The following is a 16,594-nucleotide window of genomic DNA, read 5'->3' on the forward strand; positions in this document are numbered from 1 at the left end:
GCAATGGATGGAGGTTCTTCTGCTACGCTATATTTAGGAGGAAAGGTTATAAATTCACCGTCTACATTATCCCATGAAGATCGTTATTTACCGAATGCTTGGGTGGTAACAGCAAATCCGAAACAGAAAATAAATATGAAGATAGATGGAGAAAAAGTAAATTCCGAAACATTTGATACAAATATTATATCTAATTAAATAGTAAAAAGAAGCAAATGTAGTAAATATGAAATGTTTTATAAACCAATTAATGTAAAATTTATATTATGTATTTTTTATATAATAAAACTACATTTCAAGAGAAATATATATAATATTTAAACCCTTGTTGTTTTTGGATAGGGAAAAGAATAAGGGTTCAGCAATACAAAATTGCTAAACCCTTATTCTTTATTCTTTCCTATTCTGCCTAAACTATCTTTAATAGTTGTTTCCCCAAGTTGTGTATATAGCAAAGCTGTATCTTGACTGGTATGCCCAAGTTGCTGCATCACTTGTAATGAATCCTTTTCTTCCATATATAATTTGTTTGCCAATGTATGTCTTAATTTATGGGGAGACATTCTTTTACCGTATGCCTTAGTATATTTTTCTACTATATCTTGGATAGCCCTAACGGAAAGAGGCTGTGCAGTATGTTTATACTTCGATAAGAATACATTTTGTAATTCTTTCCCTGGAGCATATTTGTTACCTCTAACCTCCATATATTTTTCAAGATCATTTAATGCAATGGGGGTAATCCAAACGGAATCTTCTTTGTTTCCTTTTCGTATTACGTCAATTAGTCTTTCTTTTAAGTTTATATCTTCCATGCGGAGATCGGCCAATTCACTTACACGAATACCACTACCAAGAAAGAGGGAAAGAATAGCTACATCACGCTCCTTATCTCTTAAGAAATAGAATAACTGATGTCTTGTTAAAGATTTTTCATGTTCGTACTTAATATAATTCAGAAATTCTTGATCATCATCATTATGGAATATTTTAGACCTCATACGTTTTGCACGAGCATTTAATGTTTCTTTATCTTTATGTATTTCAATTTTAGCCATTACATTTCTATAAAAATAGCATTCTCCATCTTCATTCTCTGATAGGGAGGTGAGGTACTTAAATAAAGATTTTAAGGCCGAAATTTTTCTGTTAACAGAGGAATTCTGCATGTTTTGTTGTAGTTTTAGAAACCTCATAAAGTTCTCAACATCTTTTTTCTTTAAATTCTCCAAATCAGAGAAAGATACGTCTTTAATGGGCTTAAATTCAATAATTTGTTCAGATAATAGCCAATTAAAGAAGACTCTAAAATCGTATACATAATTCAGTAGGGTGGAGGGAGAGGCATCATGTAATTCTTTATACTCCACAAATTCTTCTATGTAAAAGGGCATTTCATTTAAATTTTCGTATAATTTTTTCCGATGTACGGATTTTTGACGTTGCTTGCTGTAATCCATAAAAATCACCTCATATATACTATAACAGAAAATGGTTGCGAACACAAGTTCGCGTTAAATTCAATTTTTACACAGACTTATTTACATAATTAAATTATGGAATACTAAAATACACTCGAATTTAATAAAATCCTGTAGTCATACTAATGAAAATGATAAATAACCAAGTAATAAATTTATATTAGTTTAGTAAAACTAGTACAAACATTAGATTTAAATGTATGTAAAATAAAACAATTTATATATAAATCCAAACAAAATGAATATATGAAAACCATATAAAAGTCGTTTTAAAATAACAATTGGTTAATTTAATCATGATTATCAGGAGTTAATTAGATCCACGCAAGAAAAACGCTACTAAATTAAAATGTAATTTCCTATAAAAATTGTTTATGAGTAATTTAATATTTGGTCATTCTTATATGAAATATGAATTAAATGGCGCATACAAATACACTAAGATTCATGTAATTGAGCTTGAAATCCCTAGATGCAGTATTTGATTTTTATATAACTACTTTAGTATTCGTAAAATTGGTATTTCGCGCGAACTTAATTTGTATTTTTCTTTAGCGATTAATACGTTTTTCGAGGATTTTTAAACTATGCCTAACAATTAGCTTTTTATCCACTCTATTCATATATGAAAAAGAGAATTTAGTTGTGAAAATACTTGTGCTACTTGAGATTTCAATGTTTTATAGAAGTACTTCACCTGTTTATAAAGGCATATATTTATAAACGAAAAATATCATTTTGTATTAGCAATTAAATAAGCAGGATTTTTTAAACTGTGATCGTAAGACGTCTTAAAGCACGAAAAAACTGCAAAGCTTTTTTGGAAAATCACTTTTTAGTTTTTTCGTGCTTTATTGAAGTAAAAGTTAATCGTATTTCCTTCAGAATTAACCGCACGATATAAATACATACACTCTCTATAAATCATTCACTTGTTTGAGGTGACTTCAGATTCTTTTCTTTTATTCAGTTCAGTTCCATACGGATGGCTACAGTGCATAACCATTGAATGAGCTAAGAAAAATCTCGAAAACTTAGATTGTACCGTAGATACCAACGTACAATTAATATCTGGTCGGTATCGCTCCTATGTAAATAATTTTTCTTTTTCATGCTGATCCCACACCTTTTATAGGTTGATTGTATCAGCATGTCCAAAATTTAAAAATCACTTGCTATTCCCTTAATTTAGTGGCCAATAAATGTAGACAAACCCTATTTTTTTATTACCTGTATTTTCACTTTAATATATTCTTCATCATGACTCGGAATAGATATGTCTTTTATTTCAAAAAAATTATTACGACCTATTAACACTTCTTGTTCACGTTTATTACTAGACCATGGTGCAATATATGCGGCACTTATTCCTGGCGGTATATCAATTTCTAATAAAAATTTCGCATTCTCTGAGAATGCCCGGTTGTTCTTAACTAAAGAAGTACTTAAATAACGTGACTCCTCTGCAATCGACCCCTTTAATCCAAGAATTTTTTCTTTGCTCTCTCCGGATGATATAATTGTATTTTCCCAATAAAAAGTATTAACATACCTAAACACTGTCATCTTCGGTAAATAAGGTGCAGATTTTCTCAAAACATTATCAAGTTTTTTTATAATACCCTGGACTTCCTGACTGACATTCAAATCGCTCAGTTCCTTTACCATATTTTTAATTTTTTTCATCTCAATATTTGAAAAAATCAATCCTTTTACAACATCTAAAACTTCCTCTTTGTTACTTCCAGGATTATCAAGTCGAATATCTAAATTTTTTATCATATTTAAAACATAAGTTTCATCTTTACCTTTACTACAAAAAAATAAATAATCTCGTAATTTTTGACGCTTAGTTAAATACTCGTTTATAGAATTTGAACCTGCTGTATATGAATCAATTGCATCTTCTTCGAATTTGGTTATACCGTTGAAAAAAGGTTCAATACTCTTAAAACCAAATGAGGTTGCCGTTAATTGATCTAATTTGATATTTTCTGGTGAAGGGTTGATTTCAGCAAGCATACTTTCTTTCATATCTTTCAATTTTTCTTTGTCTACTTCATTTAATTCCCTGTCTATTCTAGAAAGTTCTTTTTCAGCTGCTTGTTTTTTCTCCTCATCATCAAAATCTTCTCGCTTCTCTTTCCAATAGTCTTTCTCTTTTTCTAGATTATTCTTTTTTTCTTGTAACTGATTTATTTCATCACTCCTAGAACCTTCATCTTTTCTTCTTTCTTCCATTTTCTCCTTCTCTTTCTCCCATTTCTCTTCTCGTTCCTTTCTATCTCTTTCTTGATGTGTCTCTTTTCCCTCATGTATTCCAACTGCATGAATTACTGTCGGACTCCACATAATTAGAGTCGCTAACATACCCACTACTGCAGACATTGTCAATATTTTTGATGTGTTTTTTTCCATATTATTTCTTCCTTTATCTATCTGTTTTCACTTTTCCAACGTTGTAACAGAACCCCAAAAGCATGTATTATATTTCAATATGTGCTTTTAGAAAGAATTAATTACCGTTAACGACATCATTAGAATTTTATCTCTGATTTGATGTGATATAATGAATGTATCAATCTCTTCCACAGCTGGCTCAAGTTTAAAATCTCCCCATTCTATATTATGCTAAATTTCTACATTTATAGCTTTTCCCCCTCAAATATCTCTATATTTCTACTATTTATTTGCACTCTATTCAATTTTTTTCTAATGCTTCTTTAAGTTTATTTCCTTAGCTTAACTGACTTAATTAAAAAATATCTAGTATAATCAAACCCACTTCTACTTCATATAAGATTTTAATGCCTTTTTCTAATTCTTCTATTTTAACCGAATCCATTTCTTTGTTGCGATGACTTTGCTTTATTAGAGATAAAGAATGAAGATCAATATCTTGTTCTTTTAATCCGTATTTCTTGCTAATTTCTACTACTTTATCTTTTGCCTTTTCAATTTCACTCTTACCTTCAGCCTTTTCTAACTTCTTAAGTAGTCTCTCTTGGTGTTATGTCAAGAAAATAGACACATGAAACAGAGACATTTAATTCGTTAAGCAGCTTGAGTTTGTTGCTTTTCATAAAATCTTTTTTCAAATTGAATAGGTGATACATACTTCAGTGCAGAATGACTGCGTTTTCGATTGTAAAAGACCTCAATGTATTTGAAAATACTAGATTTTGCTTCTTCGCGCGTTTTATATTTTTTCGGATAGACCCATTCTTTTTTTAGAACACTATGAAACGATTCAATCACTGCATTATCATAACAATTTCCTTTACGGCTCATACTGACTTGAAACTTCTCTTGTTTTAAGATTTTTTGATACTCATGAGAAGCATATTGACTTCCTCTATCGCTATGATGCATGATACCTTCGGTAATCGTTTCTTGGGCTAATGCGCGTTGTAAAGCCGTGATTACTAATTCTTTCGTCATACGAGCATCTATGTGCCAACTAACAATTTTTCGTGTATATAAATCCATAATACTCGCTAAGTACAACCATCCTTCCTCTGTATGAATGTACGTGATATCTGACATCCATACTTGATTTGGTTGATTTGCTACAAAATTTTGATCTAACATGTTTGCGTACACATTGTAAGAATGATTACTATTTTTTGTTGCTTTATATTTTCGCACAGTAATAGACCGAAGGCCTGCTTGTTGCATCACACGCGCTACTGTTTTTTGCGAAACATAAACACCCTGTTTATGCAATTCCTTTGTAATTTTAGGGCTTCCATAAATTTGATTCGACTGTAAATATTCATTTCGGACTTGTTTAATGAGCTGTTCTTTTCGTTTTTTTTGTGAGCTGGCAGGTCGCTTTAACCATGCATAATAACCACTACGTGATACACCGAAGACTTGACACATCTTCACTACACGAAATTCATCTCGGTGCTCCATAATGAATGTGTAGATTACTTCTGGTCTCTGCTGAAGATGCCAAGCGCCTTTTTTAAAATAGCCAATTCCTCCTCAAGCTCACGATTACGCCTCTTTAAAGCGAGGAGATCCTGATTTTCTGGTTTGATGTTTCCAGACCCTACAAAACTAGTTCCTTTGCTTTGTTGATACTCTGTATACCAACGGTATAGTGTTTTATAGGGAATCCCTAGATTTCTTGCAACTTGAGAAATAGTTTGGCCCTCCTCCTTACAAAGTTGAACAGCTTGTTTTTTATAATCTGCATCATATGGCTTTTTTTTCATAAAAACACCTCGAACTCGTTTATTTGTTTTTAGTATAAACTCTCTGTTCGATGTGTCTATCACTTAGACTAGCATCACTCTTGGTTCTCTGTGAGTTCACCTTTTCCACCAATCTGTTTTTCATACCTTATCATCATATCCTCTAAGTTTTTTGCATATCTTTTACTATTTCTCGATCCCCTCCCCAATCCGACTTCAAATCTGCCAATTTTTCTTTCATATCATTCAGTTTCTTTTTATCCTCTTCTTGGAAAATGCTTTTTTTACTAATGCAACCCAAATACCACTTACGTCATTTAAATCCTTACTTATCACTAAATATTCCAATTCTATCAACATACCAGGTCTATTTTTCTCTAATATATACATGAGTTACTTAGTATATTTAGGATTTTAAATATTATTAATCAATAGAGATTTTGTTTCATTCGGAACATTTGAGTTTATCATTTTATTAAAAATTTGTAATTTTCCTAGTTTATTTTTTTGAAATATTGGCATTTCCCACTTTTTTTTGAAGTTATTTAAACTTTTCTGTAACTATTGTATCTTTATTTAATTCCAATGAAGCTATTCTATCATTTATCCGTTCAAGTTTATTGTATATCCCTGTTCTCTTATTCACCGATGCTTGTTGGATTTTGTTTATCTCATCTTCTGCCTGTACTTTGATCATTTTTAAATAATTTTTGGTCAATTATTTTCCAATCATCAGTTTGTCTCTTACGTATTTCGTCTCGTGCATTTTTAACGAGTTTCTCTAGATTTTCTTGTTCTTGTTCTTGTTCAACTTTTTTCAGCTCTGTTTGATACTTTTCGTTTTCTATTTTCGCTGTATTCGCCCTTCGAGGTTATCAGATTCCTCTAGTTGTTATTGTTGTTTCGTTTCCTCTATTGTCTTTTGCAATTCTTCGTTCTTCTTCGATAACTCTTCTAACTTATTTCAAGGTTTGTCTTTTTTATTATCTTTCTCTTTTTGTTTGTTTTTCTCTTCTTGTTTCTTAGTTATCTTACCTTTTCCTTGTGCTACTTCTCCATCTACGCTGTTAACGGACACCCCATAATTTGTGCCGTAAGCATACTTACTACTACAGCTCTCGTTAGAAATTTGGGCATAACCTTTTTCATCTTGTTTCATTCTTTCGCTTTCACATATAAATTAAAAAATAACTAATCAGCTTTCTTTTTCCTCCTACTATTACATCTGAGCAATCATACTTGCTCAGAAAATTACCAGCAGAAATGATTGTTGAATAACATTGAAACTATTTAAACAAATTAGGATTATTTTGTTTATTATTACAAATTAATTATATCAATTCATAAAAAAAATACATAGAATATTTTCCAAATCACCTCATTTCTCACAAATTTGTGCGTCATGAAAGCTAAAAACTCGTATTCTTAATTTACAAGATTACTACTATTACATGTGTGAAAATGAAACAAACCCATTGAAAGTATGTGTGACAAACTCTGCAATTAAACGAGAGTTGAACTTTTTAAAACAAAAAATGTTTGTCAAAGAGCGACAGAAGGATTGGCATTTACAAAAGTTACAGAGCAATTAGAATGTATATCGCTGGATACATGTTTAAGAATTGGATACTACAAAGAACTCACAGTTGTTTCTGTAGGAACATATTCGTTGATGAGCGATACCTTATCATCAAGCTTGTATTTCCAGTTTCAAATAGATTCTACAGACGCAGCTTCTCCCCCATATTCAGTACATGTAACGAATAATACAGTGAATAACTCGGTTGTAATCTGTTTAAAAGGCAGCTTTAAATAGCTAACCCTATAAAAATAAGTTCGTACCGGATTAATGAGTCAGTTATATGTATATTTATCTTCTGTTTACAGTTAACATTAATATAAGGTAAATATAAAGCTAATAAATTCCTACGGATCCTCATTCAACATTTAAAATGTTCAAACATAATAAATTAAATCTTATTTTTTATTCTTTAACTGAAATTAAATTATATATAAGTATTTTACAAAAATTTCATATGAAATTAATTAGAAATTTTGTTATATTATAACCACACAACTTAAACCTATATGGTTTAAATAGTTTATATTATTTTCAAAAAAGCAAATTACCATCTAAATTAAAGTCATTTGTCTTTTAGATGGTAAAGATATTTAAGGAGGAATTTTCTAATGAACAGTGTCATGATTTTAGGAAACACAGTGGAGTTAATTGGAGATAAAGTTACAGTCGGACAGCAAGCACCTTTTTTTGAATTAGTTACAAAAGATTTAATAAAAGTAAACTTAAATTATTACAAAAATAGCATTAAGTTAATTAGTGTTATTCCATCTATTAATATCGATGTATGTGCTAAACAAACTTGCTATTTTAATCAACATACATCAAATCTTAAAAATGTAAACTTAATAACAATTAGCACTGATTTACCTTTTGCGCAAAAAAGCTGGTGTACATTGAATAATTTAGACGAACTGGTGATGCTTTCTGATTACCGTAACCTTTCATTTGGTCAAGCTTATGGTGTAATTTTAAAAAAAATTCATGTTCTTACTCGTTCGATCTTCGTAATTGATTCAAATGATAAAGTAGTATATGTCGAATATGTAAATGAACTAACGAAACACCCCAATTATGAGGCTGCTTTACAAGCTGTAAATTCTGCAAGATAAACATTTTATTTAGTGTTAAATGGCTATTATTTCAGATTTTCATGAAAGATCACATGTTTTTATGAATATATAATCCTTATATGTATAAAATAAGACGGTTGATAAACTAATCATATTTATGGAGGAAAACATGAAAAAATTAATTATATATTTTGTTGTTGCATTATTCACTTTAAGTGGTTGTAATTACAATAAAAATCAAGAAAAAACAACCTCTACGAAACCAATAAAAATTGGAATGTTAAAATTATCAAGTTCAGCACCTTTATTTATAGGTATTGAGAAAGGTTTTTTTAAAGAGCAAAACTTAGATATAGAACCTACCTGGTTTGATGCAGCACAGCCAATCGCAGTTGCTACAGCTGGAGGAGATTTGGATATCGGCGCAACAGGGATTACAGCTAGTTTATACAATATGGTTGCCAACGGACAAAAATTAACAATTGTAGCTGATAAAGGACGGGAAGCCAAAGGTTATTCATCAAACGCACTTATGGTATCTCCAAAATCTCAAATCAACAAAATTGAAGATTTAAAAGGAAAGAAAGTAGGAATTACGCAGACTGGTTCTACTTACCACTATATGATAGGACGGTTATTAGAATTACATGGCTTATCATTAAAAGACATAGAACTAGTTCCCCTTAATAGTGTAAATGGAATGATTGAAGCAATAAAAAATGAAGCAATTGATGCCACGTTACTAACAGAACCTCATGTTTCCAACGCCATTAATCAGGGATACGGAAAATTGTTGGTTTCAGTGGGGGACGAAATGGATTATCAGACATCTGCAATTTTTTTATCTGAAAAATTCAAAGAAAAAAAAGATATAGCATTACGTTTTCTTAAAGCATATGTGAAATCCACACGCTATTATAACGAAGCAATTACACAAAAAGAAAGCCAAAAATATAAAGAAGTTATATCTATTATAGCTAAGTATACAAAACAGCCTGAAGAATCAATAAAAAAAGGGCTACCTTTTATTGATTACAATGCAAAGGTATTAAAGGATGATATAGAAACTCAAATTTCTTGGTATCATAAAGAAAATTTGATTGAACAACAAGTAAATGTTAGTGATATTCTTAATACAGACTTACTAGACCAAGTAATTAACCAAATAGGAGATTAGGCTTTTGAAATTAGTTGTTAAAAATATACAAATGACTTACGAAAATTTAGATAGGAAAAATCATTCGGTACTTAATGATATTTCTTTTGAAATTTGTCAAAATGAATTTGTAGCAATTGTTGGATCAAGCGGATGCGGAAAATCTACTTTATTAAATATTATTGGAGGCCTTATCCCCCAAACAAATGGAGAAGTATATTTTGAAGGAAAGAATTTTAATAACACACCGCGTATCAGTATGGTTTTTCAAGATAGTGCACTATTCCCTTGGAAAAACGTATATAACAATGTAATATTCGGAATAAAAAACTATACAAATGACTTAGAATATATACAAAAGCAAGGAAATCACTATATAAAAATGGTAGGATTAGAACAATTTAAAGCTTATTATCCTAAGCATTTGTCTGGCGGGATGAAACAAAGAGTAGGAATTGCCCGTGCTTTAGCAATAAAACCAGACTTATTAATTATGGATGAACCGTTCTCTGCATTAGATGCTCCAACTCGTTTAATTTTGCAAGAACAACTTTTAAATATATGGGAAGAACAACCTTTATCTACATTATATGTAACACATAATGTAGATGAAGCTGTTTACTTAGCAGACAAAGTCATAATCCTTTCAAAAAAAACAGGTACAATAAAGACTATACTGCCAATACTTTTACCTAAATCAGGTAGAAAGTCAGTAAATTATAAAAAGGAATTTGATGAATATGTTAACACTATTTTACAATTTATATTCGAAGATTCAAAAGATGATACTCAAAAAATATAAGGTTAATGCTACAGACGATGAAAATTCCGGTGTTTATCACACTAATTTCCAGAGCAAAAAAACAAACGCGTTAAAACCTTTTCTCCAAAAAAATATTTTCAAATATATATCTTTATTTAGCGTGATTAGCATCTTGTTAATTTGGGAATTTTGTGCTCAATTGGCTCTAATATCGCCTTTATTTCTTCCAGCTCCATCATCTATAATACAAGCAGCTATGTATATGTTAATAGATGGAGAACTTCAAAAATATCTATTAGCAAGCCTATCGCGTATTGGTACAGGATATATTATTGGCTCATTATTAGGTATTATATTTGGATTATTTCTTGGTTTTTCAAAATTACTAAATGCAATTTTTGCTCCTTTAATTTATTTTATCTACCCGATTCCGAAAATTGCACTGTTGCCTCTTATCATTCTTTGGCTTGGTATAGGTGAATTACCTAAAATTTCGATAATATCTTTAGGTGTATTTTTCCCTGTTTTTATCAATACGTATTCTGGTGTTAAAAATATTAGCTCTACCCTAATGAATGTAGCTTCCATATTTAAAACAAAAAGAAGACGTATTCTTTTTGAAATTTTGTTACCTGGTTCCCTACCTAGTATTTTCACTGGATTAAAAGTTGGTGCTGGTACATCCCTTTTACTTTTAATTGCCGCTGAAATGATTGCTGCCCAAGAAGGTATCGGTGCAATGATTTTGCATTACGGTAGCTTAATGATTACGACTAAATTAATGGTCGGGGTATTTACACTTTCTTTTATAGGGTTACTGTTTAATCGATTATTAAATTTGATTGAGAAATTTTTATTATCATGGAATTGACCTACATGATGAAGTTAAATTATTTTAATTAGTACTAAATTTATAAAATAAAAAGAAGTTCATTTTAATAACTAAACATTAATTAAGTAATTTACATTGGTATTTTAATTTATACAAACAATAGTACATGGAAAAACTTACACATGTTCAAAATAGATTATTGTTGTTATAATCTATTTACAGATAAACAAAATAAACAAAAGAAGTTTATTTTGTTTAAGTTTTATCTTTTTAAAAGCTAATTAAATAAAAGATTTTACATTTAAAATGACGCATAATATTAAGGAGGATTTAATTTGAATCAATTAAAAGAATTAAGAAAGCGACTAGATGATATCGATCAACAGATTTTAAACTATCTTAATATTAGGGGGAAGATAGTAGAAGAAATAGGTAAAGAAAAAATGAGATTTAATCTTGATATAAATGATCAGACAAGAGAAAATTTTATTATAAAAAATATTACAGCTAAAAATAAAGGACCGTATACCCCAAAAATGATTGAAAAATTATATAAAGAGATTTTTAAAATTAGTAAAGAGCTTCAAAATAAAGATTTACAAAAAATTTAATATACCAAGAATTATTCTTTCCCCCCCTTTTATGTATATAAAACAAGCAATAGGGTATAAATTATAAAAGGTTCTAAGTGCTATGCTAGCTATATAGGTCTGGTGCAAATCTAGGATATATACCAAAGAACAATGAAGATCCCTACCGGAATCGTCCTTTCCCCTGTTAATTCAAATAATTGATGAATGAATTATTTTTGATTTTGAACAGACTGATCCCGTAAATCAATCTGTTCTTTTTTTATCATATGCATAGTTTCTACTCCTGCAAGAATCAATGTAGCTGTACGAAAGGATTTAAGTCCTAACATAGTGCGTATACGTTTTTTAATGAAACAATGGTCGTGCCCTACGATGTTATTTAAATATTTTATCTTTCGGATTTGAATGCCTAATGGCATCTTCTTTTCTTTTTTCAACTTTGTGATAGCAATAGGGTAAGCCGGATTTTTATCAACTGTGATTGTGCGAGGTTTTGAAACATGAAATGACCACAAAGCTTTCTTCAAGAATTGCTTTGCAGCCGTATGATTTCTGGATTTACTTAAATAAAAATCAATCGTGTTTCCTTCAGAATCAACGGTACGATAGAGATACATCCATTGTCCTTTTACTTTTATGTACGTTTCATCAACTCTCCAAGAGTCATTCGTTTGTTTAAGATGACGTCGAATTCGCTTATCTAGCTCAGGTCCATATTGATGCACCCACCGCATAATCGTTGTATGAACTAAGAATAGTCCTCTTTCCTCCATCATTTCTACCAAATCACGAAAACTTAAGTTGTACCGCTGGTACCAACGGACTGTTAACAAAATCAAATCTGGCTGATAATGCTTCCATTTAAATAAATTCTTCTTTCTCATACTGATTACCCCCATTTTTAAGAATCATAGTATCAGTATGTCCAAGCCTAATTGATTATTTGCATAGGCTTTAGAGTTTTTGCACCAGAACCTCAAAAACCATCATTTTTGACATAGCGTATATGTTTATTGTTTCTCCCAAAATAGTAATACATGATAAACTCAAGAAAACACATAAGAATAATGTAGTAATATAGTAAACTATATGATAGAATATGTAGAAAAAGAGTAAAGAAAAAGCTCATTCTTTTACAAGAAATGAGCTTTCCTTTTTCAAGCTAAACATTGTGAATGGCTTCAATCTTTATTAGGGAAAAGATTGAAAGAAAAATTTAGCGTAGTTATATTTTGTCATGAGTATAAAATAAAGTAAATTGATAATATTTATTTTAAATATTACGAATTCACTTTACACTTTCAGAATGAGTAATCTAAAAATCCCACTGCCTAATTAGGCAGTGGGATTTTTAATTAATTTTGCAGATACTATAATATAAGGCCTCACCATACCATTTCGGGAAAATTGTACCTTTGCGAACGATAAACCTAAAATATTTATCAACTTATGTAATCTAGTTTATACATTTCATTTGTTATATATTTAGTGCGTAACTAAATTTTTAGTTTACGAAAAAAGAATACATTTGGAGAGGGGAATTTTATGAAGGGGAATACGTTTATTTTTTTTATGATAACATTATTAGTCGGAATGATCGGTTTGTTGTTTACGCCAGTTGTACATGCTGAAACAGAAACATCATTTCAACCAAATGATTTCTCTACGTATGGCTTGGGTTTAAAAGATACTAAAATGAAAGAAGATATACCTGATTATACACCACCTATTTCTTATCTCACAAAACAAGAAGCAACCAAACAAAAACAACAGGGAATTCAAAATCCAAATATACTTCCCAATCGCATCGATTTACGTGAATATTTTCCAGAAGTACGAAGTCAAGGGAAGTTTGGTACATGTGTCCCATTTGCTACAACTGCTTTAAGAGAATACTATATTGCAAAAGATGCAGGAGCACGTGGAACAGACATTACGTATTTATCGCCCTCTTATATTTATTATCCAAGTGGACCAAAGGATGGTATGTATTTCGAATCAGCCTTTCAAATTTTAAAACAAGAAGGCGTACCTCCAGAAACAGAACGCTTGTATGATTTAAATCCAGAAAATACAAACCAATTTAAAGAACCTCTTACAGCTCTACAACAAAAGAATGCAGTGCCTTATAAAATTAGTTCCTATCAAGCTATACGTCAAGCAAATATGCTTGCTGATATAAAGCAAGCAGTAGCCAATCAAGACCCTGTTTTAGTTGGAATACATGTATACCCCAACTTTGATGCAACTCCTACATCCGGAATTGTACCACCTGTTACAGAAAAGAAGTCCAGAGGGGGACACGCTCTTGTTGTAGTGGGGTATGATGAGACAAACCAATGGTTCATTGTAAGAAATAGCTGGGGGACAAAATTTGGTGACCACGGATATGCATATATGCATTATCAGACATTATTAGACATGTCAAATAATGTGGCATATGTGATTAAACCTTCACAAAAACAATATCCACCATTTGGTGTGCAGATGGCAGCAACAGATATAAATTCTTCTGAAATTAAATTTAATATAGCAGCGAAAAATGCAACTGCATACGATTTGTATAAAAATAACCAAAAAATCCAGACCTTTACGGCATCTACTATTACAGATTTAAATATCCTGCCTGAGCAATCTTATATGTATCATGTGGTAGCAAAAAATATGATGGGAGAAACTCGCAGTTATCCTTTGTCTATTTCAATTCCACCTATCATACCAATTAAACAGGCGAGTTGATATTAATCATGAAGGATAAAGTAAGAGCTACTTTTTGTGATTTTAATGGAAGTCCATTACTTGTTGTAATGGACTCTTTCATTATGATGTGAGAGAATTAGACTAGATTGGTTAAAAATAATAAAAAAAGAACGGTTCTATTGGCATAGTCCGTCCTACGAGAAGGGAATAATGACAGTTATTCTTCTTAATTATACCTAACAAAACAGAAGATTCAATCTATTATATGTTGAGAAAATATTCATCTTCTGAAATAAGGCGGTTGTTATGAATAAAGGTGATGCAATTTTAAGGTTGTTATCAGAAATCAAGTTGGAACTTAAAGAAGTAAAAGAACAAATGGAGAAAATGCAAGCAAAGTTAGATACATTCGAACAACAAAATCAGGTGAAGAACAAAGTAAAGCATAAGAAACAAAAAACAAATATAAACTCTGATAAAAAAGATAAGCGAGATTGGAAATACCCAGCTAAGCTGAAATGAAAATTGTACAGGACTAAAATCATACAGAAAAAGTGAGGTGATAGGTACATGAATAAAAAAGAATTTGAGGATACCTTACAAAATTTTTCTTTCTTTTTAGCTAGTCGTGGAAGAAAAGCATCCACAATTAAACGATATGTCTATGATATTGAGGACTTTGGAAGATGGCTGCAAACATCGAATCGTTTTCAAGAAAAGAACGTATGGAACAAGATAGGGAAAGAGGATTTTGAAGCCTATTTTCAGGAACTCATATACAAACGAAAGTATGGAGAGAAAACTATTCATCGCATTGCAGTCGTATTAAAGAAATTGTATCAGTTTTTAGAAATTCCTAGTCCTATTGTAGAAATGAAGAGAATCACTCCACCGAATCGGGCCCTACGCAAGGAAGACTTTATTACGAAAGAGGAAGAAAAAAAGCTGAAATATATCCTCTCTTCACCTGAAGGGTTGTCAGAGGAACAATTCTCCGTTCGACCATTTCTCATAGATCGAAATGTGTCTATTGTATCGCTTCTTTTGGATTATGTGCTTACACTGCAAGAACTCGTAGCGTTACAGATGCAACAGGTACACTTTGGAAAGAACATGATTACTGTTTTACATAACAAAGGGACAGAGAGAAGGATCATGTTAAAGGGAGAGGATAAAATACGTTTATTTACGTACTATAAAACGATACCTGAACCAGTTCGTCCTAGATACCACAGTACAGATCCGTTATTGGTTGCATTTGATTTTAAACGAGGGACATTTCGTTGGGTGTATGACAATGATGCTCCGAAAGCACTAACAGCCATTGCTGTACAAAAGATGATTCGATTAGAAGTAGCCAGAGCGCAACTGAGAAAAGGAATTTCCGCACAGCACTTACGGAATACCTATATTCTACGCTGTCTAGAAAGAAATATGTCTACAGAGGACGTCATAAAAAGAACAGGATTCCTTTCTCATCTATCAGTAAAGCGTTATGTAGAATATGCAAATCAATATTCACATGGAGAATAATTTGAAAAGAATCACTTTTTATGACATACTAAAATAATATAAGTTTATCTTTAAAAATGTAACAATTGAATCTTTTGTGATGGAGAAATAATAGTCGTCACATACCGAAACCCCCAGTACTTTCAATATATTACTTTTATATGGGAATCTGCTGAAAATAGAATCGTAGAACATGAAGCATACGAAAAGCTCCCTGACTTGTTATACAAATCAGGGAGCAAAAGGTAGTACAGTATATCGGTTACGCTAATTATAACATAACTGGACTCATTCGATCTGTTTTTTCTGAATATTATATTTATTTTTCAGTGTTAGTTCTTCAGGTTCAGATGGCCCTAAAGAATCATCTAACCTTGTTAAAAAGTGTACCGTACACTTTACTTGTCTAAAATAAGGCGTATTTCCGACAGTTCCATATTTGTAGATATCCATGCCATTTTTATGCATGCCTCGGATAAGTTGGATTTCCCCTTTTTCTATACCCTCTTGAAGCCCTTCTTCTTTCCCTACTTGTTTTCCTTCTTCTATACCAACCTCACGTGCATGTGCTAATTTAGCTTGTTCATCAAATAACACTTTTTCACGTCCTTCATATGCGAGACGGAAAGAGCTACTCTGACTCATATTTTCCCATTTGTGGATTGCCTTCTGTAACATTGGATCTTGTTTCATGGCTATATCC

At 31.2% G+C, this 16,594-nt stretch carries 16 protein-coding genes and 1 pseudogene; 10 read left to right on the top strand and 7 right to left on the bottom strand.

What is annotated here, in order from left to right:
* Nucleotides 1–198: phosphodiester glycosidase family protein (locus ATL10_RS28880; protein ID WP_142670027.1), on the top strand; the 198-nt coding region annotated here is incomplete at its 5' end.
* A 185-nt stretch (nt 199–383) separates the two neighbouring features.
* Here the strand turns inward: ATL10_RS28880 and xerS are convergent.
* From xerS to ATL10_RS28900, 5 genes are all read right to left on the bottom strand, one after another.
* Entirely contained in the window at nt 384–1,460 is a 1,077-nt protein-coding gene (xerS, locus tag ATL10_RS28885) for a tyrosine recombinase XerS (protein ID WP_097825963.1), read from the bottom strand.
* 1,236 nt (nt 1,461–2,696) lie between these two features.
* Nucleotides 2,697–3,899, bottom strand: a complete 1,203-nt coding sequence (locus ATL10_RS28890; RefSeq protein WP_110498062.1) for an ADP-ribosyltransferase — start codon at nt 3,897–3,899, stop codon at nt 2,697–2,699.
* Between the two features lie 636 nt (nt 3,900–4,535).
* A protein-coding gene (locus tag ATL10_RS28895) for an IS3 family transposase (RefSeq protein WP_110498102.1) occupies nt 4,536–5,704 on the bottom strand; the annotation gives its coding sequence in 2 pieces (ribosomal slippage) (nt 4,536–5,437 and nt 5,437–5,704; 1,170 coding nt in all).
* A 520-nt stretch (nt 5,705–6,224) separates the two neighbouring features.
* On the bottom strand, nt 6,225–6,380 hold the full coding sequence (locus tag ATL10_RS31640) for a hypothetical protein (RefSeq protein ID WP_220037387.1): 156 nt from the start codon (nt 6,378–6,380) through the stop codon (nt 6,225–6,227).
* Nucleotides 6,381–6,647: 267 nt separating this feature from the next.
* Nucleotides 6,648–6,842, bottom strand: a complete 195-nt coding sequence (locus tag ATL10_RS28900) for a hypothetical protein (protein ID WP_110498104.1) — start codon at nt 6,840–6,842, stop codon at nt 6,648–6,650.
* 402 nt (nt 6,843–7,244) lie between these two features.
* Here ATL10_RS28900 and ATL10_RS30995 point away from each other — a divergent pair, with 402 nt between their 5' ends.
* The 6 genes from ATL10_RS30995 to ATL10_RS28925 all read left to right on the top strand — a co-directional run bounded on the left by ATL10_RS30995 (nt 7,245) and on the right by ATL10_RS28925 (nt 11,697).
* Nucleotides 7,245–7,499, top strand: a complete 255-nt coding sequence (locus ATL10_RS30995; RefSeq protein ID WP_142670028.1) for a hypothetical protein — start codon at nt 7,245–7,247, stop codon at nt 7,497–7,499.
* Between the two features lie 374 nt (nt 7,500–7,873).
* Entirely contained in the window at nt 7,874–8,374 is a 501-nt protein-coding gene (gene tpx, locus ATL10_RS28905) for a thiol peroxidase (RefSeq protein ID WP_110498106.1), read from the top strand.
* A gap of 130 nt (nt 8,375–8,504) precedes the next feature.
* Nucleotides 8,505–9,512 (top strand): ABC transporter substrate-binding protein, encoded by a 1,008-nt coding sequence (locus ATL10_RS28910; RefSeq protein WP_110498108.1) that lies wholly within the window; start codon nt 8,505–8,507, stop codon nt 9,510–9,512.
* Between the two features lie 4 nt (nt 9,513–9,516).
* The gene (locus ATL10_RS28915) at nt 9,517–10,293 is read left to right on the top strand and encodes an ABC transporter ATP-binding protein (protein ID WP_181419356.1); all 777 of its coding nucleotides are present in this window, start codon (nt 9,517–9,519) and stop codon (nt 10,291–10,293) included.
* Complete coding sequence (locus ATL10_RS28920; RefSeq protein WP_110498123.1) at nt 10,274–11,125, top strand: ABC transporter permease; 852 nt, start codon at nt 10,274–10,276, stop codon at nt 11,123–11,125. The genes ATL10_RS28915 and ATL10_RS28920 overlap by 20 nt, the downstream gene beginning before the upstream one ends.
* 296 nt (nt 11,126–11,421) lie before the next feature.
* On the top strand, nt 11,422–11,697 hold the full coding sequence (locus ATL10_RS28925) for a chorismate mutase (protein WP_110498110.1): 276 nt from the start codon (nt 11,422–11,424) through the stop codon (nt 11,695–11,697).
* Nucleotides 11,698–11,888: 191 nt separating this feature from the next.
* Here ATL10_RS28925 and ATL10_RS28930 read toward each other — a convergent pair whose 3' ends face one another.
* Nucleotides 11,889–12,563: an IS6 family transposase gene (locus ATL10_RS28930; RefSeq protein WP_110498112.1), complete on the bottom strand. Its 675-nt coding sequence runs from the start codon at nt 12,561–12,563 to the stop codon at nt 11,889–11,891.
* A 688-nt stretch (nt 12,564–13,251) separates the two neighbouring features.
* Between ATL10_RS28930 and ATL10_RS28935 the strand changes: the two genes are divergently transcribed.
* The 3 genes from ATL10_RS28935 (at nt 13,252) to ATL10_RS28945 (ending at nt 15,912) form a co-directional block, all read left to right on the top strand.
* Complete coding sequence (locus ATL10_RS28935; RefSeq protein WP_258375827.1) at nt 13,252–14,418, top strand: C1 family peptidase; 1,167 nt, start codon at nt 13,252–13,254, stop codon at nt 14,416–14,418.
* A 267-nt stretch (nt 14,419–14,685) separates the two neighbouring features.
* Nucleotides 14,686–14,901 carry a hypothetical protein gene (locus ATL10_RS28940; protein WP_110498116.1) on the top strand — a complete coding sequence of 72 codons (216 nt, stop codon included), beginning with the start codon at nt 14,686–14,688 and terminating at the stop codon, nt 14,899–14,901.
* 48 nt (nt 14,902–14,949) lie between these two features.
* Nucleotides 14,950–15,912 carry a tyrosine-type recombinase/integrase gene (locus tag ATL10_RS28945; protein ID WP_110498118.1) on the top strand — a complete coding sequence of 321 codons (963 nt, stop codon included), beginning with the start codon at nt 14,950–14,952 and terminating at the stop codon, nt 15,910–15,912.
* A gap of 377 nt (nt 15,913–16,289) precedes the next feature.
* On the opposite strand, the pseudogene ATL10_RS28950 reads toward ATL10_RS28945, so the two are convergent.
* A pseudogene (locus ATL10_RS28950) lies at nt 16,290–16,594 on the bottom strand (Rpn family recombination-promoting nuclease/putative transposase); the annotation flags it as partial.

The organism is Bacillus sp. 196mf (assembly GCF_003217275.1).
Taxonomy (GTDB): Bacteria; Bacillota; Bacilli; order Bacillales; family Bacillaceae_G; genus Bacillus_A; species Bacillus_A thuringiensis_S.